Origin of the sequence: Piscibacillus halophilus (assembly GCF_900110685.1) — a bacterium.
Lineage (GTDB): Bacteria > Bacillota > Bacilli > Bacillales > Alkalibacillaceae > Piscibacillus > Piscibacillus halophilus.
This window is the reverse complement of the sequence record NZ_FOES01000003.1, coordinates 69,521-92,803: the sequence shown is the minus strand read 5'-3', so window position 1 is coordinate 92,803 and position 23,283 is coordinate 69,521. Positions and strand designations below refer to the sequence as shown.

The 23,283-nt window shown below is 37.4% G+C and carries 18 protein-coding genes; 3 read left to right on the top strand and 15 right to left on the bottom strand.

The window, feature by feature from the left end; translation table 11 throughout:
- Positions 1-10 precede the first annotated feature (10 nt).
- The 3 genes from addA to BMY57_RS02765 are packed head-to-tail and all read right to left on the bottom strand — an operon-like array spanning position 11 to position 7,887.
- On the bottom strand, positions 11-3,730 hold the full coding sequence (addA, locus tag BMY57_RS02775) for a helicase-exonuclease AddAB subunit AddA (protein ID WP_091772501.1): 3,720 nt from the start codon (positions 3,728-3,730) through the stop codon (positions 11-13).
- Positions 3,731-7,216 (bottom strand): helicase-exonuclease AddAB subunit AddB, encoded by a 3,486-nt coding sequence (gene addB, locus BMY57_RS02770; protein WP_091772500.1) that lies wholly within the window; start codon positions 7,214-7,216, stop codon positions 3,731-3,733.
- Positions 7,217-7,227: 11 nt separating this feature from the next.
- Positions 7,228-7,887, bottom strand: a complete 660-nt coding sequence (locus BMY57_RS02765) for a TVP38/TMEM64 family protein (protein ID WP_091772499.1) — start codon at positions 7,885-7,887, stop codon at positions 7,228-7,230.
- 145 nt (positions 7,888-8,032) lie between these two features.
- Between BMY57_RS02765 and BMY57_RS02760 the strand changes: the two genes are divergently transcribed.
- Positions 8,033-8,422 (top strand): YhjD family protein, encoded by a 390-nt coding sequence (locus BMY57_RS02760; RefSeq protein WP_091772498.1) that lies wholly within the window; start codon positions 8,033-8,035, stop codon positions 8,420-8,422.
- Here BMY57_RS02760 and BMY57_RS02755 read toward each other — a convergent pair.
- The 7 genes from BMY57_RS02755 to BMY57_RS02725 form a co-directional block, all read right to left on the bottom strand.
- Positions 8,370-8,882: a competence protein ComK gene (locus tag BMY57_RS02755; RefSeq protein ID WP_091772497.1), complete on the bottom strand. Its 513-nt coding sequence runs from the start codon at positions 8,880-8,882 to the stop codon at positions 8,370-8,372. The two genes, BMY57_RS02760 and BMY57_RS02755, sit on opposite strands and share 53 nt — an antisense overlap.
- A 247-nt stretch (positions 8,883-9,129) precedes the next feature.
- Positions 9,130-9,927 (bottom strand): ABC transporter ATP-binding protein, encoded by a 798-nt coding sequence (locus BMY57_RS02750; protein ID WP_091772496.1) that lies wholly within the window; start codon positions 9,925-9,927, stop codon positions 9,130-9,132.
- Positions 9,911-10,924 (bottom strand): ABC transporter permease, encoded by a 1,014-nt coding sequence (locus BMY57_RS02745; protein WP_091772495.1) that lies wholly within the window; start codon positions 10,922-10,924, stop codon positions 9,911-9,913. Before BMY57_RS02745 ends, BMY57_RS02750 begins: the two co-directional genes overlap by 17 nt.
- A gap of 12 nt (positions 10,925-10,936) precedes the next feature.
- On the bottom strand, positions 10,937-11,953 hold the full coding sequence (locus BMY57_RS02740) for an ABC transporter substrate-binding protein (RefSeq protein ID WP_091772494.1): 1,017 nt from the start codon (positions 11,951-11,953) through the stop codon (positions 10,937-10,939).
- Positions 11,954-12,124: 171 nt separating this feature from the next.
- Entirely contained in the window at positions 12,125-13,666 is a 1,542-nt protein-coding gene (locus BMY57_RS02735; RefSeq protein WP_091772493.1) for a fatty acid--CoA ligase family protein, read from the bottom strand.
- Positions 13,667-13,868: 202 nt separating this feature from the next.
- Positions 13,869-14,876 (bottom strand): lipoate--protein ligase, encoded by a 1,008-nt coding sequence (lplA, locus tag BMY57_RS02730; protein ID WP_091772492.1) that lies wholly within the window; start codon positions 14,874-14,876, stop codon positions 13,869-13,871.
- 59 nt (positions 14,877-14,935) lie between these two features.
- Complete coding sequence (locus tag BMY57_RS02725; protein ID WP_091772491.1) at positions 14,936-15,673, bottom strand: MBL fold metallo-hydrolase; 738 nt, start codon at positions 15,671-15,673, stop codon at positions 14,936-14,938.
- Between the two features lie 102 nt (positions 15,674-15,775).
- Between BMY57_RS02725 and yhfH the strand changes: the two genes are divergently transcribed.
- Positions 15,776-15,904, top strand: coding sequence for a protein YhfH (yhfH, locus tag BMY57_RS02720; protein ID WP_091772490.1), 129 nt, complete (start codon positions 15,776-15,778; stop codon positions 15,902-15,904).
- Between the two features lie 89 nt (positions 15,905-15,993).
- Here yhfH and hemY read toward each other — a convergent pair whose 3' ends face one another.
- The 4 genes from hemY to BMY57_RS02700 form a co-directional block, all read right to left on the bottom strand.
- Positions 15,994-17,373, bottom strand: coding sequence for a protoporphyrinogen oxidase (gene hemY, locus BMY57_RS02715; protein WP_091772489.1), 1,380 nt, complete (start codon positions 17,371-17,373; stop codon positions 15,994-15,996).
- A gap of 9 nt (positions 17,374-17,382) precedes the next feature.
- Entirely contained in the window at positions 17,383-18,312 is a 930-nt protein-coding gene (gene hemH, locus BMY57_RS02710; protein ID WP_091772488.1) for a ferrochelatase, read from the bottom strand.
- Positions 18,313-18,326: 14 nt separating this feature from the next.
- The gene (gene hemE / locus BMY57_RS02705; RefSeq protein WP_091772487.1) at positions 18,327-19,361 is read right to left on the bottom strand and encodes a uroporphyrinogen decarboxylase; all 1,035 of its coding nucleotides are present in this window, start codon (positions 19,359-19,361) and stop codon (positions 18,327-18,329) included.
- 136 nt (positions 19,362-19,497) lie between these two features.
- The gene (locus BMY57_RS02700; protein WP_175615285.1) at positions 19,498-21,654 is read right to left on the bottom strand and encodes a transglycosylase domain-containing protein; all 2,157 of its coding nucleotides are present in this window, start codon (positions 21,652-21,654) and stop codon (positions 19,498-19,500) included.
- 117 nt (positions 21,655-21,771) lie between these two features.
- Between BMY57_RS02700 and BMY57_RS02695 the strand changes: the two genes are divergently transcribed.
- The gene (locus BMY57_RS02695; RefSeq protein WP_091772485.1) at positions 21,772-22,260 is read left to right on the top strand and encodes an antibiotic biosynthesis monooxygenase family protein; all 489 of its coding nucleotides are present in this window, start codon (positions 21,772-21,774) and stop codon (positions 22,258-22,260) included.
- Between the two features lie 140 nt (positions 22,261-22,400).
- Here BMY57_RS02695 and wrbA read toward each other — a convergent pair whose 3' ends face one another.
- Positions 22,401-23,078 (bottom strand): NAD(P)H:quinone oxidoreductase, encoded by a 678-nt coding sequence (gene wrbA, locus BMY57_RS02690; protein WP_177176312.1) that lies wholly within the window; start codon positions 23,076-23,078, stop codon positions 22,401-22,403.
- Positions 23,079-23,283: the final 205 nt, after the last annotated feature.

Here is a 23,283-nt window from a genome sequence, read left to right as displayed (position 1 = left end):
ATAACACCTCTTAATGCTCCAGCAATAGATCTTTTTCAAAGAAATATAGATAAACATGCTGAAGACTAATATGCCATATTGTTTCAACTGCTCGTTTATAAAGTTCAACTTGAACGGTATATCGCTCTTCAAGTTCCTTGACCTTTTGTTCTGTTAATTCACCAAAGATTGAATCTGTTTTATAATCTAATAAATACCAACCATCTTCAGTTTCAAAGAGACAGTCCATGACCCCTTGAATGATGACGGATTCCTCAACTGGATTGTTCCAATCGGGATAAACTTCTGACGCAGGCAATTCCATTGTAAATGGCAACTCCCGTTTAATGTTTTGAGCAGATTGCAGTTTATGACCAATGTCATTCTCTAAGAGTCTTAAAATAGCATCATAATCGATCACTTCTGCTTCTTCTTCTCTTAAAATTTCTTTTAAAACGAGTCCATCAACAAAATCAATCAAACTAATCTTCGTCCAATTACGATTAAATGGGAGATGCTGCATCACAGTGTGCATAGCACTACCGATTTCAGTCGCAGTTAATTTCTTAGAATCATTTTGCATAAAACGAGGTCGTTGAAAGCGCATCTTCGGTTGTTTTTTTATAAGGTCCATACTACTATAATCATCTGGAACTTGTCTTAACCGTTTCAGCTCTGTAACAGTCTGTTTAGCTCGTTTATAAGCACTACCTTGATAAGGATAGACAAAGGTCAGACGGCGATCGACTTCTTCATATTGATCGGATTTGTCCTGTATATGTGACGTATCCCAATCCTTAATGACCTTTTCTAATTGATCGTTACGCTTGACGGTAATCCAATCAGGATCCATTAATTCACTAGCATGTTGAACAAGGATTTTCCATTTTGAATTATCTTGACTTATAGAAGTTGGTACACCCGATCCAATTCCATTAATCTGAATCGGTTCCGCATGTTCATGACGAACTAATGCTGTGGCAATCCAATTTAAATACGTAGCCTGATCGGTTCTGATATGTGGTGGTAAAACCCATTCCAAATGAGTAGCCACCTCATTCCATTTAGCTAACCGCTTCTCGAAATCTTTTACGGTACCTACTATAGTCAATTTTTCTTTTGCACGCGTTAAGGCCACGTATAATATTCTCATTTCCTCCGCTAACATCTCGCGCTTTAAAGCAACTTTAATCGCTTCAAACGGAAAGGTTGTAAACATTAATCGTTTATCAACGTCTAAATATTTAGCTCCAAACCCATAATCCTTATGAAGTAAATACTGAGATTTAAAATCCATCTCATTAAAGTTTTTATCAGCAGCACCTAAGATGACAACTGGAAACTCAAGCCCTTTACTCTTATGAATAGTCATCATGCGTATAACGTCTTCTTGTTCACCTAAAGCACGTGCAGAAGCTAGGTCCTCACCACGTTCTTCCATACGCTCAATAAAACGAAGGAAACGATAAAGCCCGCGATAAGAGGTGGTCTCGTAGGAACGCGCCCGGTCATATAAAGCTCTGAGATTAGCTTGACGTTGTTTTCCACCAGGTGTCCCACCAACAAACTCAAAGTAACCTGTATCTCGGTAAATTTGCCAAATAAGTTTCGATAAAGCTCCATAGCGTGCTTCCTCACGCCATGACTCAAACATATTTAAAAACGCTTTTAACTTTCGGATGACCAACTCATGGTCGCCCTGTTGAATATACGCTTTCATCGCAACATAAAACGGCTGATTTTTTCCATATAGTCGGATATTGGCAAGGTCATCTTCATTCAAACCGACAATGGGTGACTTTAATACACTGGCAAGCGGAATATCTTGTTGCGGATTATCGATTGTTTTTAATACGTTTAACATAATTTGTACTTCCATGGCTTCAAGATATCCTGAGGAGATATCGGCATAAACGGGTATTCCAAGCTGTTTTAATTCTTCCACGATTACGCTCGCCCACGTCATGGAACGCATCAAAATAACAATATCACGATACTGCAAGTTTCGAACTTGTTCTGTTTCCTTATCAATGATTTGCATTGGCTCTTGACCGTTTGTCCCAACCCAACTTTGAATCTTTTTTGCATATGCCCTAGCTTCAAGTTGTGCTTTCTCAATATATTTCCATTCGTCAGAAACAGATTCATCTTCAAGCTCATCTTGCGTTATGATGTGTAATTCTGTATCAACATCCGTAGTCGTCAATTGTTCGTAAACTTGATTACTATATATTAATTCTGCATCTTTGTCATATTCCATCTCACCAACACGTTCATCCAGTAATTGACGAAAAATAAAATTAGTTGAATCCAGCACTTCTCGACGACTACGGAAGTTCCGAGCTAAGTCAATTCTTAAAGCAGGATGATCTTCTAATTTAAAATGCTTATACTTATTCATAAATAACGTTGGTTCAGCATGTCGGAAACGATAGATACTTTGTTTCACATCTCCAACCATAAATAAGTTACCAGCTTGTTCACCCTGAGTAACGAGTTGTAAGATTGTCTCTTGAACTAAGTTTGTATCTTGATACTCATCAATTAACACTTCTTTAAATTGACTTTGAAAATGCTTGGCCACCGTAGAACCTACTAAATGATCAGGTGTCGCTTCTTCATCTAGCAAAATTTCAAGGCAATAATGCTCTAAGTCAGAGAAGTCAACCATTGCTTGATCTTTCTTAGCCTGTTGAAAGCGCTCATGGAACTGTTTAACTAAAACGATTAGTTGATCCATTAACGGTTTTAACTGATGTAAATCATTCATCAATGATTCAGGTTGACGGTTAAACCAGCGTTCTACTAGCTTTTTCATTCGGTCCTTATAACGGTTTCGTATATCTTTAACCGCTTCTTTTAAGTCTTCATCACATTCTACTTTCTTACGCGATAAAGCACCGAACTTTTCATTTTCTTTAACGATATGGCGTAACTGATCCCAAGGCGCACCGACAGACTCTATCACACGTTCAATTTGCAGTTTATCTTCTTGTAGTGTCGGGACATAATGCTCCGGGCCACCTACATCCTGAGCCATATCCAATGCTTGATTAACGTCAAACAGCATCGCTTCGAGGTTTTCCTTTAGATCGTCACGTACAATTGGCATCCATGGCAAATCATCCAATAATGCACCTTCGGGTAATTGATAGGTTTGTTTCACTTGGTCTAACCATTCATATGGCCAAGGATTTTGCATGGCAAACTCATACATTTTTAATACAAGCGTTTCAACCTTCGCATCGTCACGATCATTTGAAAAACTATCGACAAAACGGAAAAACGCTTCTTGTTCCTCTCCTTCCTTGCCATACCATTCTTCAAATATGTCTTGAATGACATCATTTCGAAGAAGCTCGGCCTCTGTATCATCTAAAATCCGAAAACTAGGATCTAAGTCTAATTGATAACTATATTTACGAACGACTTCCATACAAAACGAGTGGAGAGTAGAAATACTAGCTCGTTGTAATAATGACAACTGTTTCTTTAAATGAATGGAATCAGGATTTGATTGTAACGCTTTCTCAATCGCAGCTCCAACACGCGTGCGCATTTCTTGAGCCGCTGCATTGGTAAACGTTACGACGAGCATTTCATCAATATTATAGGGTTCCTTTTCGCGTAGCATTTTCTGAATGATTCGTTCAACTAATACGGCAGTCTTACCAGAACCGGCTGCAGCGGCAACTAAGACATCTTTTCCATCTTCATAAATAGCTAGCTCTTGCTCCTTCGTCCACTTCATTTACAACTCCCCCTCTCGTTTTAAGATTTTCTCTAACATAACGGAATCAGGCTCCTCTTTTAATCGACGGTACTCGTGCTCCTCTAAAGTTGGGTCAAATTGACAAACGGACTGAAATGGACAATAAGTACAAGCCACCAAATCTTTCTTTTGGAATGGGTTCAATTTTACTTGACCATTAACAATGTCTTGCCCTGCATTCGTCATAACATTTCGAACGTACTCATTCATACGGTTGAAAACTTCTTGGTCAACCGTTTTGGAACCGCTTCGGAATGAACCATCTTTTTTAACACCGAAAGGAGCTATTTTACTCATACCGGAATCAATCGATTGGTCCATGGCAGTTGCAACCTCTTCATCTTCTAACAATAAACCTTTCATCTTAAACGCTTTAATCATTTCTTCTTCAATCGTGTCTTCATCCAATGATTTTGGATCTGATATCGTCGGATTGTGTACGTGAAAATATAGAACACCAGCTGGCTCAGCTTGTTTACCTACCCAGCTTGATGAATGTGTTAAGACCACATCTAAATACGTTAACATTTGTAAAGCTAACCCATAATACACATCTACTAAACTCAAATCTTTTTGACTCGATTTGTAATCTATAATTCTTAAATATAATTGATCATCAATTTCTGCCTGATCCACTCGGTCTATACGGCCACTTAACTCAAGTTGATAACCTTTGGGTAGGCTTAACTGTAGAGGCGGCAATTTATGTCGGCGTCCAAATCCGATTTCAATTCCTGCAGGTGAGAACTTTGAATGCTTCGCTTGATAAGCTAAAACGTTCGTCGCACGGATGATCACCTGTTCAAGTTTTCTTAAAATATATTGATAACGATTAGAACTAAATAATATTTGATGGTTTAAAACAGGTGCTAATTTTTCTACAGCTCGGCGCGCATAAGCTCTAATCTCGTCATCTGTCAGTTCAAAAAAGGCTTTTCCTTCTTCATACACCCACTCGGTAATAGCACGTAATGACTCGTGGAATAATTGTCCTATATCCGGTGCTGCTAATTGGAAGGTACTTCTTTCATTTAATCCTAATGTGTACTGAGCGAAATAGCGATAGGAACATTGATGATACGTTTCTAATCTTGAAACACTTGATCGGATGGTTTGATCATATAATTGATCAACCGTATTCGATTCAAGATTCTTAGGCTCAGGACGATAAAATAAACTTTGTAACACTCGGTGGGTAATCCCATTTTTTATTTCATGTTCGATATACCAATGGAGCGTATCCCAATATACATCCGCTACGGGATATCCACGTAAAAATTTGGATAGCTCAGCTGTTAAAATAGCACGAGATTTTTCTTGGTTTGTAATAAAGCGCATTGGGTCTTGTTCGTCTTCATCATCCATAATAAATTTACGCTCGGCATGAGGAAACATTGTCTGAAGACGTTTGACAATTGGAGCTGGAACCTTAGAACGCCCCTCTTCATCACTTAATGGATAACTAACCCAAAGCTTTTCAGATGCCAATGTAAACGCGATATACATATAAAAACGATCATCTAACAGAACACGATCAGCACGGTCTGCTAACGTGATTCCATGTTCTTCTAAAATAAGTCGCTCATCGTCCGTGACCATTCCTTCACCAGGTGGCTTAAGAGGATACACCCCTTCAATCGCACCTAACACAAAACCCGCTTTAATATCCGACAAACGCGAACGCTCAATACTACCGATAATGACATGATCAATGGTTGGAGGCACTTGGGCAAATGTCAACGTATCAAATCCAGCTTCTACAATGGATAAGAACGTTTGGTTAGATATTGGATCTTCACCAATCATCTCTACCATCTCATCAAAAAGTTCCATGACCGCTTGCCATACCTGTTCTTGTTCACGACCTTTTTCAACACGCCCTGCTTCATCGTATTGATCTCGAAGTTTCTCTAATGAACGTGGGGCATCTAAATGGTCTAACCATTGATAAACCACCTGACATTTTTCTGCAATAGTTTTAACTTCTCTAATCTGGTGGTCAAACCATTTTAATGCTGATACAACTTGGTCACGATATGCATTAATTCGGTCTTCCATCTCTTTTTCTTCATCTGTTTGACGTCGAAAGTCTAAACCCGTAAATTTCTGATATGGCCATTTTTCATTAGATAACCATTGCTCACGCCGGCGAATACCATACTCTAATACATAATTCTCTAATGTATCAATCGCCTCTTCGTTAAGAGGGAACTCTTCATGATTAGGCAATACAAACCCTGTCTTTAACAGACGAAATATAGCATCATAACGCCAATTGCTATCTACGACTTCTAAGCCCGTTCGAATCAATTCTACAAAAGGATGATTTAACATCGTTTTCTTTTCATCAATAAAAACCGGAATTTGATAATCTTCAAATATCGTCTCAATGAGGTCATGATAAACCTCAGGTTGACGGATTAATAATGCCATATCACGATAGCGATAACCTTCATCACGCACTAAGCGCGTGATTTCTTGAGCAACCCCTTCCACTTCCGCACGTGGGTGAACCGTTTCAACTAATTTTAATGGTGCTTTACCATCAAATTTGGGGACGGGTTGCGTTTCAAAATATCGCTCTAGATGTTCTAGACCTCTATTACCTTTAAAACGAAGCTGAGGTGATAAATAATAAGGTTCTTCTATTTCAATTTCGGTTTCTTCAGCCATTCCTAGGATCATGTCATAAGTCGTTTTAGTTTGGTAAAATAAATCCAATTCACTTCCATCTGATACACCAGGATTAATCATAAGTGTTATTTTGACATCTTTGGCATACTTCATTAAGGCTTCCAACACATAATATTCTTGTGGTGTAAAACGGTGGAATCCATCTATATATATAGTGGATTCACTTAAAATGCCGGTTTCACGGATTTTTTCAACCATCAATTCTAATTGATCTTCATGATCGATGTAATGTCCTCTAAGTTGTTGATCTAATTCATAATAAATAAGCGCTAAATCGTTTAATTTATTTTTAAGCGCCACTTCATTAGGCTGGGTATGTTGAAACTTCGACATTTCCATCATAATGCTATGTAAGGCTTCAGGTGTTATTCGATAACGTTTAAGCTCAGTTATCATTTTTTCTAAATGGTCAATAAACCCCTGTTTATCAACAGCTTCTTGGAACGCGAGTAACTCTTCCTTATGTTCATCAGCCAGTTTCCTTAACATCATCTGAATTCCAGTTGATGTGATAAATGGCTTGGTTGCCCCGCCAACTTCATTAAAAATGTACCAAGCTAAACGAGAAAAACTAAACACTTGAGCACGAATCGACCCGTTAATACCTGATTGTCTAATCAAATCATATTCTTGCTGGAAGGCCATTTGGTCAGGGACTAAATAAAAAATAGGATCACCTTGTGGATCCTGCTTCATTTCCTCGGTGATCTCATTCAATACGTAATGCCCGAATTCTGAACCCGAACGTCCTAATATAAATTGTAAGGCCATCTCGATCCTCCTTACTCCCTATTCTCTATTTCTTCACGATACGTTCGATCGGCTGAAGTTTGAATTTTCTTTTCTATAAACTTTCCTATTAACCAGAATAGCCCTATCGCTACCCCAACAATAATGGTTTTCATAGGGTTTTGAGCAAATGAAGCAATACTGTCACCAACGAATGAGACAGAAAAGATCATAACAGCTTTTCCTAAAAGAACTGCCAACGCGAACTGTTGAATCGACATACGTGTAAAAGCTGCCACGACGTTAACTAGCGCAGATGGCGAAAACGGAAAGCTTAATAATAAGAATAATGGTCCAAAACCATGACGTTCAAAAAATGATGTGATTTTTTGAACCTGCTTTTGCTCCTTTATGCGTCTTACCCAACGAAATTTTTCCATTTTACGAATTAAAATAAAAACTAAAATAGCCCCGGCTGAGGCACTAACCCACGAAAATAAAAAACCAAAGATTAAACCATAGACAATTGAATTAGCTAAAATAAATACAATTATAGGTAGAAACGGAAAAAACGCTTCTATAAATGGTAACAAAAGCCCAGGAATCGGGCCAAAACTACCGTAAAACTCTAATAGTTGAACAATAAAACTCCCTACGACTGAATCAGATATCATATCTTTTATTTCGTCTAAATTCGAGTAATCCTGGTTCATTAGGCTTAGCTCCTATCTCTATCTCGTCTACCCTCTATTTTATCTCAAATTCACATATTTTGCATACTACAGTAAAGTTGAATATTATGTAACAATCGCATATAATAAGAACATACGTTCGATAACATGTGGAGGGATGAACACCATGCGATACTTAACAGAAGAAGAGTTTAAAATAACTTCACGTTTTTTATTCTTATCCATGGCCATCGTAGTATTACAGAAAGATTTACAACACATAGAGAATGGAGCCTTTAAAATTAAAGAGCCCTATATAAAATTATTACGTCATATGGATTCTTTGGCGAAAAATGAGCGAAAAAATTTGAGGAGCCAGATGAGAAAAGGAAAACTCGATGTCGTATTCATTCAAAAAAATGATACATTTTCCACTTACTTATTTATAGCCCGAGGATACGAAGAAGAACGACGGTATTTTAACCCCGCCGTCCGAAAAAAAGTTGAAAACATCTATCAAGAACTTATGATTGAAGCTCTAAAAGATCATGCTCGATTTCTTTCTGAAGCTTATTAACTCTCTTTTCAAGCAAGTTTCGATACTGTGCTGTTTTTTGAATTTGGTTATTTAAGGATGAGTATGAAATATTTAATAGAAGGGTTTCGCCATTATTAAAATGAACACGCGTTAGTTTCGGTTTAACTTTTTCAATGTATAAAATATGGTTATAACAAATCCATACACATTCGTTTGACCTTGGTGAAGAGGTTGGCAAAAAGAAAACCTTACTATATGTATCTATAGCAATTGGTGCTTTGCGGTTAAGACCTGCTACATATTGGGTCCCATTAATTCGCCCTCTTAAATCCGAACCAAATTCTTTACAGGCTTGGTCCATCAATTGTCTAGGGTTTAAATGAGTATGATATTCTCTACCTTTTTCTAATACATGCGAACCTACGTTATCTTCATTAATTTCGTAAGGTAGAATGGCTAACGTTTTTCCAGTCACTTTTGGCGTATCGTTAAACTTCATTTGAATTCCCCCTCTCGATCTTTCTGTGAAAAAATATATAAAAATTACCTCAAAAAGTTAAATAACCTAATTCGAGATTTTTTCAAAGAAAATAAAAAAATAAAGCCTAAAATGAATGTTTTTAGACAAAAAACCACAAAAAAAGTTTATTAAAGTACTTTTTCATTTTTTAATAAAAACTAAAATTTAAGATAAAAAACTGTCCCAATTCGTCACTTTGAATGACTATTGGGGGCAGTCCTTTAATCTATTTCGCCAACAATGCTCTATCATTGGCCATGCGTTTACCGCGAACTTTTTCAAATTCATTTAATAAATCTGGGACCGTGAGATCTTTTTTCGCCTGTTCATTTGCCTCAAAAATGATGTTTCCTTCATCCATCATCCAAAGGCGGTTCCCTAAATCAATCGCCTGTTCCATCTGGTGAGTGACCATGACGGTTGTGAGCTGGTGCTTCTCTACAAGATCTTTTGTTAGATTAATAATGAGTGATTCCTTAGAGGGGTCAAGAGCTGCTGTGTGCTCATCTAACAATAATATTTTAGGTTCAGTGAATGTTGCCATAAGTAGAGATAACGCCTGTCGTTCACCACCAGACAACAGTCCAACCTTCGAATTCAAGCGATTTTCTAATCCAATTTCTAGTGTTGATAAATGTTCACGAAATCGTTCGCGCGTTTTTTTTGTAACACCTTTAAATAGACTGCGACGTTGAGTACGCCCTAATGAAATCATCATGTTTTCCTCAATAGTCATCCCTGGAGCCGTTCCCATGAGCGGATTTTGGAACACGCGACCAATAAGTTTAGCGCGCTTTTCTTCCGGCCATGCGGTGACATCTTGCCCGTCAATCCAGACATCTCCTTCATCTGGCAAGAGAGTTCCAGCTAAAATGTTTAGCAAGGTTGATTTTCCTGCCCCATTACTCCCGATAATCGTGACAAAGTCACCTGGGTTCAAGCTTTGTGAAACGTTATCTAATGCTCGACGTTCATCTGGAGTATTGGGATAGAAGGTTTTATGAATATTATTTAGCTGAAGCATGTTGAACCTCTCCTTCTTGTTCGCGGTTTAATGCTGCTCGTTGCTTAGATTTTTTGAATTCACGTTTCGCTCTCGATTTCTCTAGACTGTTCGGAATGACCAGAGCTGATATGACAATAATGGCTGTGATCAGTTTCATATCACTCGCTTCAAGAAAATCAACTCGTAAGGCCAGCGAATAAATCGCACGATACACAATCGAGCCTAATATAACAGCCAATGTCATACGGATGATTTTATCTTTACCAAATAAAACCTCACCAATAATGACAGAAGCTAGACCAATGATGATCATTCCAACCCCTAAGTTCACATCAGCAAAGCCGTTAAACTGTACAACTAAAGCACCGCTTAATGCGACTAATGCATTAGAAAGTCCCATACCAATCATAATGTAAAGGTTCGTGTTTGTTGAAAAGCTTTTCACCATGCTTTGGTTATCACCTGTTGCACGTAATGTAATGCCTGCTTCAGTTCTTAAGAAAAAGTCTAGTAATTTTTTCACAACTAACACGATCACAATCATAGAAACAATGATGTAAAACGTTCTGGGGGCAAAACTAGCCATTCCTAACCATTCAAATGGTGCCATAAATAGTTGGTCAATGTTTAAGTTCATCCACCACGAAGACAACATCGTGAACAATGTTGTCTCGTTGAGCATTGGTATGTTTGGCTGTCCCATTATGCGCAAGTTGACAGAATACAGTGCAATCATCATTAAAATCCCTGCTAGTAATGGATTAATATTTCCTTTTGTATGAAGGAGTCCAGTGATCAATCCGGCTATTAATCCCGCTACAGCCCCTGCAAGAGTAGCGACAATCGGGTACGTTCCTCCCACAATCATCACAGAGGCAACAGCACCACCCGTCACAAAACTACCATCTACCGTTAGGTCCGGAAAATCTAGTATTCTAAATGAAATGTAAACGCCAAGCGCCATAATAGCGTAAATTAATCCTGATTCAACTGCGCCGTATAATGCACTAACCATATTAACTCTCCTCTACTCGTCGTCTTTCTCGGTTGTTACAAGTTCTGCTTCCTCTTTAATCTCATCTGATAATTCAACACCCATACGTTCTGCTGCTTCTTCATTAATCATTAACTTTAAGTTTTGTGGGTATTGAGCTGGAATCTCACTTGGAGATTTACCATCTTTTAATATTTCAACAGCTTTTTCACCTGCTTCAAAGCCAATATCGAAGTAATCAAATCCGTATGCTGCAAATCCTCCGCGTTTAACTGAATCATGCTCACTTACAACAACTGGTACGTTGTGATCTTGCCCAACCATTAACATGGTCTCTAATGCACTAACAACTGTATTGTCTGTAATAACTAAGAAAACATCAGCTTTTCCGACTAACGATTCAGCTGCTTGCTTAACCTCTGATGAAGATGAAACTGTTGATTCAGTTGTATCTAATCCATTTTCTTCTGCTAACTCTTTAACAGATTCAATTTGTGCAACTGAATTTTGCTCAGAAGCATTATAAATAAGTCCGACTGTTTCATGATCTAAATCGCTTATTAACTCAACTGTTTTTGGTAATGTTTCTGGATGCATATCAGCTGTTCCAGTAACGTTACCTCCTGGTTCTTCCATCGATTCAACCAACTCTGCACCAACAGGATCCGTGACGGATGTAAAGACGACCGGAATGTCAGATGTTTCATTTAAAGCACTCTGGGCACTCGGAGTCGAATTAGCAAAAATTAAATCTACCTCATCTGAAACAAACTTCTGTGCGATCATTTGGTTATTATTATTGTCACCTTGTGCTATTTCCTCAACGAACTCTACATCTAATCCTGCATCTAATAAAGCTTCCTTAAATCCTTCTGTCGCTCTATTTAAAGATGGATGTTCAACAATTTGAGAGATCCCGACTGTGAAAGTCTGTTCTTCATTACCATTTTCTGATGATCCGCCATTGCTCTCCGCATCGGACGATGTACCGCATGCTGCTAATACCAATACCATAGAAACCATAGTTAATAACGTCATTAATCTCTTCATGACTACTCCCCCTCTTTTTATCACTTTTATGCTTGTGTGCTTTTATGTGTTAAAGTAATTTTGAAATGTTGATAACTAGTATATGGATCTTCTAATGAAAAATCAACCCCTTTTTAACAAAAAAAATACCCTGGTCATTTCAACCAAGGTATTTTGAAAGCGATTACTTTATTATTGTGTTGCGAGTTGTTCTTTTAAACTTCTTCTTAAAATTTTTCCGGTTGTATTTTTGGGTAACTCGTCAAGGAAGCGAATTTCACTCGGTACTTTATATTTAGCAAGCTTCTCTTTCGATAGTTCTAAAAGTTCTTCTTCAGTCACAGATTCATCAGTCGAAACAACGAAGGCAACCACTGCTTCACCTAAATTAGGATCAGGCACACCAATTACTGCGACCTCACTAATTTGACCATGACTATATAAAACTTCTTCGACTTCGCGCGGATAAACGTTATATCCTCCAACAAGGATTAAATCCTTTTTACGATCTACAATGTAGAAGTAACCTTCTTCATCGATTCGTGCCATATCGCCTGTGTATAACCAACCATCTTTTATGGATGCTTCCGTTTCTTCAGGCATTTTATAATAACCCTTCATTACATTCGGACCACGTACAATCAATTCTCCTACCTCACCAGGAGGTAACTCGTTTCCATTTTCATCGACGACTTTATTTTCAACGTTCACAATATTAGTTCCAATTGATCCAGCTTTACGTGGACGATCTAATGGATTAAACGCAGTTACAGGTGATGCTTCAGATAATCCATAACCTTCAGATACCCGTACATCAAAGCGCTCTTCAAATTTTTCTAATAAAGCCACTGGCATTGATGCACCACCTGAGATACATAATCTTATAGAAGAAAAATCTTTTTCATCTTCATTAGGGTATTGTAATAAATAGTTGTACATGGTCGGTACCCCAGAGAAAACTGTGGCGTTAAAATCTTTTGTAATTTGAAAAACAGCTTCTGGTGAAAATTTAGGAACCACCAACACGGTTGCTCCACTGACCAACGGAGCATTTAAAGCGACTGTTAAACAAAATACATGGAACATTGGTAGTGCTGCAATTACACGATCATTTGCTCCAATTTCTAAGTATTCTGCTACGTCCTTCGCATTAGAATACAAGTTTTTATGAGTGAGCATGGCACCTTTTGGCTTACCTGTTGTCCCAGAAGTATAAAGAATAACAGCGGTTTCATCATCGTGAAGCATAGGTCTTTCAAGCTCGAGACTGCCACCATGTACAAGTTTTGTAAATGAAAACGAACGTTCACTTAAAGAAGACTGATTCACATCATAATCAGGTGTTGTCTCACCCACTATATAATGTTCTATATTCGGAAACATCTTGTCCATCTTCTCAAACTTTTCCATCAATACATCAAGTGTAATAACACCTTTAACATCACCATTGTTCAAGATATAAGCGATTTCATCAGCTGTATAAATTGGGTTTACTGGAATAACGGTTAAACCCAGACGTAATGCCCCATACATACCGATGATAAAATGCGGGGTGTTTCCAACCACTAAAGCAATGTGATCACCTTTCTGATAACCTAACTCTTGCAAGCTAGATGCAAACTTTGTGACTGAACCTTCAAGTGTTTGGTAGTTCGTTTCTTCCCCATTGAACACATATGCCGTTTTAGCCAGATTTTCCCTTGCAGTTAACGACAACTGGTCACTCAGATTCATATGTATAATCCCCCTCATGGAAAGTATGAATGAATAATCATTCATTATATTCTGAATTTATTATAATTTATATTAGGGAATCCTTCAAGTGTAAGGGCTTTCTTTATTCAAAATTGTAAGAGTATTTTAATATTTACTATTCACATAAAATGCTTCTAATTTAAAAACCACAGCTATCAATCCCATAGCTGTGGTTCAACTTTTAATAAACTAATGATAAGAAATCTTCTTCTTCGATTTTTCCTAAATAATGCTGAATGTTCACATCTTGAGTAGCTTCTTTGATAGAAGCTCGTTCATATTTGACACCTTTCAGCACTTGTTCAAGTTCAGATACTTCACCAATTCCAAAGAAATCTCCAAAGATCGTGACATCTTCAATAATGCCTTTTTTGACTTCCAAACGAACATCGTAAGAACCGACACCTTCAATTCGTTTTGAATGTTGGATGTTGAATTTTGGTGAGTGTCCATAATTCCACTCCCATTTCTGATATCGATTCTCTGAAATCTCGTTAATTTTCCTCCAGTCTTCTTCTTTTAATTCATAACGTGGTACATCTTTTACATCTTCAACATCAAAAATGTATTTCAACAAAATCTCCTTGAACTCATTCATCGTCATTTTCTCATTTAAGTACTCAGAAATGTTGGCTACACGACTACGAATCGATTTGATTCCTTTAGAACGAATTTTTTCAGATTTAACCTTAAGTGAAGACACGACATTTTCAACCTCAGAATCATACATTAAGGTTCCGTGACTAAACATACGACCTTTTTTCGTAAATTGAGCATTACCTGAGATTTTACGTCCATCTACTGTTAAATCATTACGACCAGAAAGTTCTGCATTAACTCCAAGTTTTTGTAACGCATCAACTACTGGTTGAGTAAACTTCGCAAAGTTACTAAAGCTATCTCCTTCATCTTTGGCAAGGAAACTAAAGTTAAGATTACCTAAATCGTGATAAACGGCTCCCCCACCAGATAACCGGCGTACAACTTTAATATTGTTGGCATCGACAAAATCCGTGTTGATTTCCTCAATCGTATTTTGGTTTCGTCCAATAATAATCGATGGACCGTTTACATAAAACAATAGATATTGTTGGTCATCACTAATATTTAGGTGATTTAAAACATATTCTTCTATTGCCAAATTGATATAAGGATCTGTAATGTTTTCATTATCTATAAAATAAAGCATAGTATGTATCCTCCTAATAGTTTCTTCCTATATCATTTTATAGAACTTCGGACTTAACTTCAATCTTTACGAGCCCAAGTTAAGCCTTCGTGGGCGAGTTCAATTTTACCAGTAAAGTGCTCAGCTGCTTCAGAGAGTAGTTGCTGATGATCTCCGAAGTGTGGCAAATGTGTGAGCCACAACTCTTTAACCCCTGCCTTAGTTGCTAATCGCCCTACTTCTTCACTCGTCATATGGCCTGCACTCTTGCCATTCATTCCTTTGTAAAAACTTGTTTCGGCAATTAGTAAATCCGCTCCTTTAGAAAATGTGTCCAGTTCTTCAAAGTATGACGTATCAGCTGTATATACGACTGTTAAACCGTCAAGCTCAATACGCATAGCGTAGCAATGCTTTGGATGTTTTGTAGCTAAAAATGTAAAGTTAAATGGACCAATAGTTTGAGAACCGTTTGCTTGGTAGGCTCGTCCAACAGTTGCTTGGTGTGTTAATTGTTGAAAAGCTTGTGGGTCTTTTTGATGCGAGTAAATTGGTAGTTTATTGGATCGTTGCTTGAGCTGTTCCTCCACTAAGCATGCATATTGCAATGAACCAACATCAGCAATGTGGTCATTGTGAAAATGTGACAAAACCACTGCATCTAGATCCTTTAAATTGATGTAGTTTTGAAGTCTGGATAATGCACCACTTCCTAAATCAATGACCAATTGATAATCTCCACGTTTCAACAAATAACAAGAAGTTGCTTCATTTTTTTCGGGATAAGCTCCCCAAAAACCAATTACTTTAACCTCCATATAGGTCTTACCTCCTATTTTTTGTACTAAAACAGAAAAAGGTATTAACAAAACTGTATTAATACAGTATAGTATAATTAAAAGGACACGAGGAGGAATCTCATGTTACTATCACCCGTTCAGTTTTTTAAAAACCTTCCTAAGAAGAAATGTGCCGCTTGTAAAAAGGAGATGGAAGAACAAGCAGATTGCTACACGAATAAGTGTGAAAAGTGTTCTACCGTCATTTAATCATTGCCATAATGGCCTGTAGCTAAACAGGTCCCTAAAACAGAAAAAGCACTTAGATGGAGTCATCTAGGTGCTTTTCTTTTATTCATTCATATTTTTTGTTTGATTTGTTGTATAACAGCTTTCGCTTGCTTCATACAATCAGGTAACCCTACTCCGCGGTAAGATGCGCCAGCAAGAAAGATATTTGGAAGGTGTTCAGATAACTTGCCTTCTAATTCTATTAGTCGATCCATATGACCAACTGTATATTGCGGCATCGCATCATACCATCTTGATACAACTTTGAATAGTGGTGGTTTATTGATCTCCATGATGGTCTGAAGATCCTTTAATACAATGCTTTCAATCTGTTCATCCGTTTTGTCTAATACTTCTTCGTCACCAGGTTTACCAACATAAGCACGTACTAAAATATGTCCATCTGGTGTTGTATGAGGCCACTTTTTATGTGTCCATGTACATGCTGTAATCCGATAACGTTCTTTTCGAGATACGACAAAGCCAGTTCCGTGAGGTAAATTATCAATAGCATCTTTTTCAAATGCTAATGCCACATTGGCAACTGATGTACTTTTAGCTTCTGTGAAATGATGCATAAAATCATACTGACTAAAGATTTTTTCCGTTATTCTATGTGGAGTTGTCATGATAACAAAATCAGCTTCAATTGGTTCTTCTTGATGGTCCACTCGTAAAAGATAAGAATCATTTTTTTTCTCTACATGCGTAACTTTACTATTTAATAGGATGTTTTGCTCCCCTATTTCTTTTTCAAGCTGATTGACAATCGGTTGCAACCCTGACTTTAAGGTTAAAAACTGCCCTTGTTTTTGTTGTTTAGTTTCATTCTGACTGGCTTTTCTTAACCCTTTAATTAAGCTTCTATGATTTTGTTCTACATCTTTAAAATGTGGGAATGTTGCTTGTAAACTTAAATAATCGATATCCCCTGCATATATACCAGAGATTAAAGGATGAATTAACCGATCGACCACTTCATTTCCTAATCGACGCCTGAAGAAAAGACCGACAGATTGGTCTCCATGCTCATTAGAACGTCCTTTTACAAGGTCATTAAATGCAGCGATTTTACCACGTGGTGTAAATAATGAAGACTGCAAAAACGGCTTCCATTCAAGTGGGATCCCCATCTTGGACCCTTTTGGAATTGGGTGAAGACGGTCATGGGACAGTATAAATGCCTGTCCAGTAGCATTGCGAACCAATTCATCGTCTAAACCCAAATCTTCTACTAGCTGTTTAGCATCTGTTTTACGTTCTAAAAATGAATCAGGACCACGTTCAATGGTGAAACCGTCTTTTCTCATCGTATCAATCTTTCCACCTAAACGGTTAGTCGCTTCAATTAATGTAAGGTCGATGTTATGAGATTGTTCCTTTTTTAAATAATAAGCAGCGGTAAGCCCAGTAATGCCTCCGCCGACAACAACAACTCGCTTACGCATGAACAACGCCTAGCCTTTCATTGTGTCTAAAACGACTTTAGATAAAGTTTCAATAAACTTCGGATGTGTATTAGGCATTTCTGGACGGTAGTATGAAGCTTGTATATCATCACAGACATCTTTACATTCAACATCGTTATCAAATAAAACTTCTAAATGGTCAGAAACAAATCCAACCGGTGCATATACAAATGCTTGATAGCCTTTCTGTTCAAATAAGTCTCGCGTTAAATCTTGAACATCAGGGCCTAACCATGGTTCAGGCGTATTTCCTTCACTTTGCCAACCAATTTCATAATCTGTAATACCCGCTTCTTTGGCAATCAGATCTGCTGTCTCTTGTAATTGATCAGGGTAAGGGTCTCCATCTTGAATAATCTTCTCTGGAAGACTATGAGCTGAAACAATTAAGCAAGCATTTTCTCTTTCATCTTCAGGCATAGAACCATAAACTTTATTAATTTGCTCAACCCAGTAATTAATAAAACCTGGCTCATTATACCAATCAACGACTGATTTTAGCTGAATACCATGCTTAGATGCTTCATCCTGAGCACGTCCATTATAAGATTTAATACTAAATGTTGAGTAATGTGGTGCTAACACAATACTAACGGCCTCTTTGATGCCATCCTTAGCCATTTGTTCCACCGCATCTTCAATAAATGGATCAATATGTTTTAAACCAAGATAAAGTTTGAACTGTACGTCATCTTGTTCTTCATTAAGTTTAGCTTCTAACGCTTCACCTTGTTCTTGAGTAATTCTTGCAAGTGGTGAAATGCCACCAATGGCTTCGTAACGACTGCGTAAATCTTCTAATGCTTCATCAGAAGGCTTTCTTCCATGACGGATATGAGTATAATATCGTTCTAAATCTTCTTCCTTGTATGGCGTACCATAGGCCATTACGAGTAGTCCTACTTTTTTGGTTGCCATGTTTTTCATCTCCTTTATTTTGCTGAATATTCATGTACAAAGTGTGAAAGTCGTTTTAATGTATCTGGTTCCACTTCTGGAAAGACGCCATGACCGAGGTTAAACACATAACCCCCATCCTGGTTCTTAGCTTGATCTAGAATTTCTTTAGTTCTAGCTTCAATGATATCCCAATCTGCTAACAATACAGCAGGATCAAGGTTACCTTGAACGGTTTTAGTAATTCCCATTTGTCTAGCTTCAGTAATGGATGTTCTCCAGTCAAGCCCAACTGTTGATACAGGTAAATCATTAAATTCTAATAATAAATGATTAGCTCCTATACCAAACAAGATGGTTGGGACATTTTCCTCTTTAAGGGCGGTAAAAATCCTTTCCATAACTGGCTTAATAAATATACGGTAGTCTTGAGCACTAACAGCTCCTACCCAAGAATCAAAAATTTGTATGGCACGTGCTCCGGCTTTAATTTGTGCCTTTGTATACTCTATAACTAATTCCCCTAATTTGTCCATTAAGGCGAACCAAGTTTCAGAGTCCCCATACATCATAGCTTTAGTTTTATTGTATTGTTTTGATGGTCCACCTTCAATCATATAGCTTGCTAACGTAAATGGTGCACCACTAAAACCAATTAAAGGTACATTAAGCTTTTCTTCTGTTAAAATTCTAATCGTTTCTAAAACATACGGTAAATCATTTTCAGGATCTAACTCACCTAAACGGTCAATATCTTTTTTCGAACGAATAGGATTATCAATTACGGGACCTATCCCTTTTTTGATTTCAACATCTACACCAATTGGTGGAAGTGGAGACATAATGTCTTTATATAATATCGCTGCATCTGTATGATAGTTAACAACTGGCAGCTCAGTCACATAGGCACAAAGCTCTGGTTGATGCGTAATTTCAAACAAAGAATATTTTTCTTTCAGTTTGCGATACTCGGGTTGTGAACGTCCTGCTTGACGCATGAACCAAAGTGGCGTGTAGTCTGTTTTTTCACCATTATAAGCTCGTAAAATGGTATCATTAAATTCTTTCATCTAACATTTCACCTTTCATTCTCGACCATTTAATCCAATACCACTATATAAGAAAAAAGGTCTAGTGTATAGCAATCTATAGGAATTGTCATGAATTTGCCCCAGAATGTCTAAAGAAAATTCATGTCTTGGCTTCTTAAAACGCTCGACTTTTATTTGAAGGAGAACCACTTTGATCATTGTGCGGATTTACAGGGACAACAAAATAGGTCGGATTGTTAATATATTCAACAGAATGATCGATATATCGCCCTTTTCCTTTTACCCGTCCGACCAATTCTTGTTTTCCATTTGACTCTTTGTAAACATGATATTCGACACGATCGTCATCACTAGCTGTCCAAGTTAACTCAATATATAATCCATCAAATAGACCAACAGAGAACCTCGCATCAAAATCTTCAATCGATGGAAGTCTAATCGGTTCTTCTAAATCTTCAACGTCTTCAGGTTTATTAAATGTTGCTGGAAAACCATGAATAGCATCTAGCTGTGTCATAACACTGCTAGATAATTGGGTTGCAAGTGAACTGCCTTTAGTTAAATAATGCTCCTCATCACTTTGATCATAGCCAATCCAAGTAGCAATAGTGTAAGTAGGATTAAACCCAACAAACCAAGCATCTTTATAACCATCTTCTACATGAGGGTGTTGAGTAGACCCAGTTTTACCTGCAAAACCTTTAGGATATTGACTAGTACTTGCCGTACCATCCTCAACCACCGCTTCAAGCATTCTAGTTAAATACCATGATGTTTGTTTTGAAAATAATCGTTGAGATTCTTCACGTGAATTCTCTAACGTTTGTCCATCTCGATTTTTTATTTCTATAACAGAATAAGGTTTAATATAAAATCCTTCATCATAAAAAGTCCGATAAGCCGCTGCCATTTGTAAAGGAGTGAGTCCTTTTTTAAGTCCACCAAGAGCGACTGATAACCCTTGATCGTTTAGTTCATAGCCTACTTTTTCTAAATAACTTTTACCTTTATCAATCCCAATTTCATTTAATACTGATACTGCAGTTGTATTTTTTGACAGCCTTAAAGCATCATATAAGGTGATGTCTCCTACGTATGAATCATTATGATTTCGTGGCTCATAACCATCATATTGCTTCAACTCATCTTTTAAAATAGTATAAGGCGCAAAATAACTTTCCTCTAAAGCTGGGCCGTAAACGACTAATGGTTTGATAGTTGAACCAGGCTGTCGCTTAACTTTAACTCGGTTTAAATCCCCACGATTGTATTGTCTACCACCTACCGCAGCCCGTATCGCTCCGGATTGTTGGTCTAATATAACAACAGCTGCTTCCGTATTGTCTTTTGACCCTTGAAAGTACTTATCATTTTGAAGTTCTTGATAAATAATGGATTGAGCTTGCTTGTCTAGCCCTACCGTAATTTCGTACCCGCCAGTATAAATTTCTTGACGACTTAAGTTATAAATGTCTTCGATTTCATCAACTACTAAATCTATGTAGCTGTTTAACCATTGGTTTTCTTCATGCTCACCTAGATTTAACCCCAATGTTTTGCCAGTTGTTTGCTTCAACTTATCCGCATCGATCATGTCTAAATTATACATCCGCTCTAACACTAAGTTACGGCGCTCCAAAGTTAACTCTTCATTGTTTAATGGTGAGTAGCGATTTGGAGCTTTAGGCATGGCAGCTAACATTGCCGCTTCTGATAAGTTTAATTCTTCTACTGACTTTGAGAAAAAGTATTGAGAAGCTGCTTCAATTCCATAAATTCCATGACCAAAGTAAATCTCATTTAAATAATACTCTAATATTTCGTCTTTCGTTTTTACACGTTCTAAATAGATTGCACCCATCACTTCTTTCGTCTTACGCATCCAAGATTTATCATTAGTCAATTCAACATTTTTTACAAGCTGTTGGGTGATGGTACTAGCTCCTTCTGCTTTACTTAAAGTAAGGATGTCTCGTGACAATGCTCTTGTCACAGCCCAAAAGTCCACTCCTGCGTGGTCATAAAAACGGTGATCTTCAATCGCTAGAAAAGCTTGTCTGACATGATCCGGAATATCGTTAATTGGAACGTATGTCCGATTTTCATCATAAAGCTTAATAATTTCCTCTCCATCTTCCGTTAATAACACCGTAGACTCAGACAACACAAAATTTTTCTCATCCACAACAAATCGTCCACCGAGTAAAATGAACAAATAGCCCAATAAACTTATGACAATAAAACCTGCTATACTGTATACAAACCACTTAAAACGTGGATACTTTTCATTGAATGGCTTTAACCACTTCAAAACTAGCCACCTCATCTAAACATTCTTTTGTTATAGTTTGTCTCAAACTTTCTACATTATAGTACACTTGTTAAAAGTTCTAAACTAAAGAGATTATGAAGGATTGGTGAATATTCTATGAAAAAATTATGGATGACTCTCGGTACTAAAGACTTTTTACTTTCATTAAGGGATCAAAATGAAAAGCTAATTGTCATGGAAGAATTAGATGGCGATGCGAGAGCAATCATTGAAGATGAAGAACAACATGTTTTAAAAGAGCCTAGAGAGTACGACATTGTTGAAGCAATTGGCGATTTAAAGCCATATGGGTATATCGTTTTAAATAATATCCCTGTTACATCTGAAGGCGGACCGATACTCGAAAATAAATTCAAGCAACGCTCTGGTAGTATTGAATCAGCAGAAGGTTTTGTAGCCTTTAGAATCCTCCGCCCAACCAGAGACAATACTTATGTGATTCTAACTCAATGGAGACAAGTAGACGATTTTATGCAATGGAGAAATTCTCAGGACTTTAAAAAATCCCATGCTAAACAAGAAGAATCGCCTACTTATGTATCTGGACATTCATATGTTACTCAACTTGATGTCATTGAGCCTTAACAAACATAGAGTGGTAATTTTTCAACTAAATATTATAACATTTAAAAAGCAGATGTATCTCGATACATCTGCTTTAAGATTATTGAACAATTGCCCACTATCAAATAGAGTAGAAATTTATAAATAAATTATTTCACTCATTAAGTGTTTTGTGATCCATTCTTAACCCACTTGGCCACATCTACAGTACGCTTCGCCTGGTGTTTAACCGCACCTTCAACATCTTCAACCATGTTACCATCTTGGTCGACCGTTACACTAGTGCCGTATGGATTACCACCTGCACCGAATAGGACCTGATCTGTGTAACCAGGAGTTGCTATAATCGCGCCCCAGTGCATCATTGAAGTATATAGGGAAAGAATGGTAGCTTCTTGCCCGCCATGAGGATTTTGAGCAGAAGACATCGCACTTACAACTTTATTAACTGTCTTACCACTCGCCCAAAGTCCACCTTGAGTATCGAGGAATTGTTTCATTTGTGCCGCCATATTACCAAATCGTGTTGGTGTGCTGAAAATAATAGCATCTGCCCATTCAACATCATCTGATTGTACGACTGGTACATCTTTCGTAGCATCGACAGTCGCTTTCCATGCTTCATTACCTTCAATCACTGATTGGGGTGCTAACTCTTCAACTTTTAATAATTTCACTTCAGCTCCAGCTTCTTCAGCACCTTCTTTAGCCCACTTTGCTAATTGATAGTTCGTACCACCCATACTATAAAATACTACCGCTAATTTAACGTTCGCCACTTTTTCCATCTCCTTTGAATTAGATTTTGGTTTGCCAATTAACTTGTCTAAAAGTCCCATCGATTAATCTCCCTTCTTGCCTCCTATCAAAGTATTAAGAACCACCTCCATTAAAAAAGTGTAGCTTTAATGTACAACTGTTCTTCTTATACCCGGTTATTAAAAGAAATATTAATTCTTAAATGAACTTTCTATATATATCTAGTCCAAATAATATCTTGAATTTATCTTAAATTAAAGATATTTGTTTATATAAAACCTTAAA

What these genes read in the sequence shown, in the direction of transcription:
- addA (WP_091772501.1), bottom strand. Translation starts at nt 3,730, where the DNA reads ATGAAGTGGACGAAGGAGCAAGAGCTAGCTATTTATGAAGATGGAAAA.
- BMY57_RS02745 (WP_091772495.1), bottom strand. Translation starts at nt 10,924, where the DNA reads ATGGTTAGTGCATTATACGGCGCAGTTGAATCAGGATTAATTTACGCT.
- wrbA (WP_177176312.1), bottom strand. Translation starts at nt 23,078, where the DNA reads ATGGGACTTTTAGACAAGTTAATTGGCAAACCAAAATCTAATTCAAAG.
- BMY57_RS02765 (WP_091772499.1), bottom strand. Translation starts at nt 7,887, where the DNA reads ATGAACCAGGATTACTCGAATTTAGACGAAATAAAAGATATGATATCT.
- BMY57_RS02740 (WP_091772494.1), bottom strand. Translation starts at nt 11,953, where the DNA reads ATGAAGAGATTAATGACGTTATTAACTATGGTTTCTATGGTATTGGTA.
- BMY57_RS02750 (WP_091772496.1), bottom strand. Translation starts at nt 9,927, where the DNA reads ATGCTTCAGCTAAATAATATTCATAAAACCTTCTATCCCAATACTCCA.
- BMY57_RS02755 (WP_091772497.1), bottom strand. Translation starts at nt 8,882, where the DNA reads ATGAAGTTTAACGATACGCCAAAAGTGACTGGAAAAACGTTAGCCATT.
- lplA (WP_091772492.1), bottom strand. Translation starts at nt 14,876, where the DNA reads ATGCTTTATTTTATAGATAATGAAAACATTACAGATCCTTATATCAAT.
- BMY57_RS02725 (WP_091772491.1), bottom strand. Translation starts at nt 15,673, where the DNA reads ATGGAGGTTAAAGTAATTGGTTTTTGGGGAGCTTATCCCGAAAAAAAT.
- hemH (WP_091772488.1), bottom strand. Translation starts at nt 18,312, where the DNA reads ATGGCAACCAAAAAAGTAGGACTACTCGTAATGGCCTATGGTACGCCA.
- addB (WP_091772500.1), bottom strand. Translation starts at nt 7,216, where the DNA reads ATGGCCTTACAATTTATATTAGGACGTTCGGGTTCAGAATTCGGGCAT.
- hemE (WP_091772487.1), bottom strand. Translation starts at nt 19,361, where the DNA reads ATGAAAGAATTTAATGATACCATTTTACGAGCTTATAATGGTGAAAAA.
- hemY (WP_091772489.1), bottom strand. Translation starts at nt 17,373, where the DNA reads ATGCGTAAGCGAGTTGTTGTTGTCGGCGGAGGCATTACTGGGCTTACC.
- BMY57_RS02695 (WP_091772485.1), top strand. Translation starts at nt 21,772, where the DNA reads ATGAAAAAATTATGGATGACTCTCGGTACTAAAGACTTTTTACTTTCA.
- BMY57_RS02735 (WP_091772493.1), bottom strand. Translation starts at nt 13,666, where the DNA reads ATGAATCTGAGTGACCAGTTGTCGTTAACTGCAAGGGAAAATCTGGCT.
- BMY57_RS02760 (WP_091772498.1), top strand. Translation starts at nt 8,033, where the DNA reads ATGCGATACTTAACAGAAGAAGAGTTTAAAATAACTTCACGTTTTTTA.
- yhfH (WP_091772490.1), top strand. Translation starts at nt 15,776, where the DNA reads ATGTTACTATCACCCGTTCAGTTTTTTAAAAACCTTCCTAAGAAGAAA.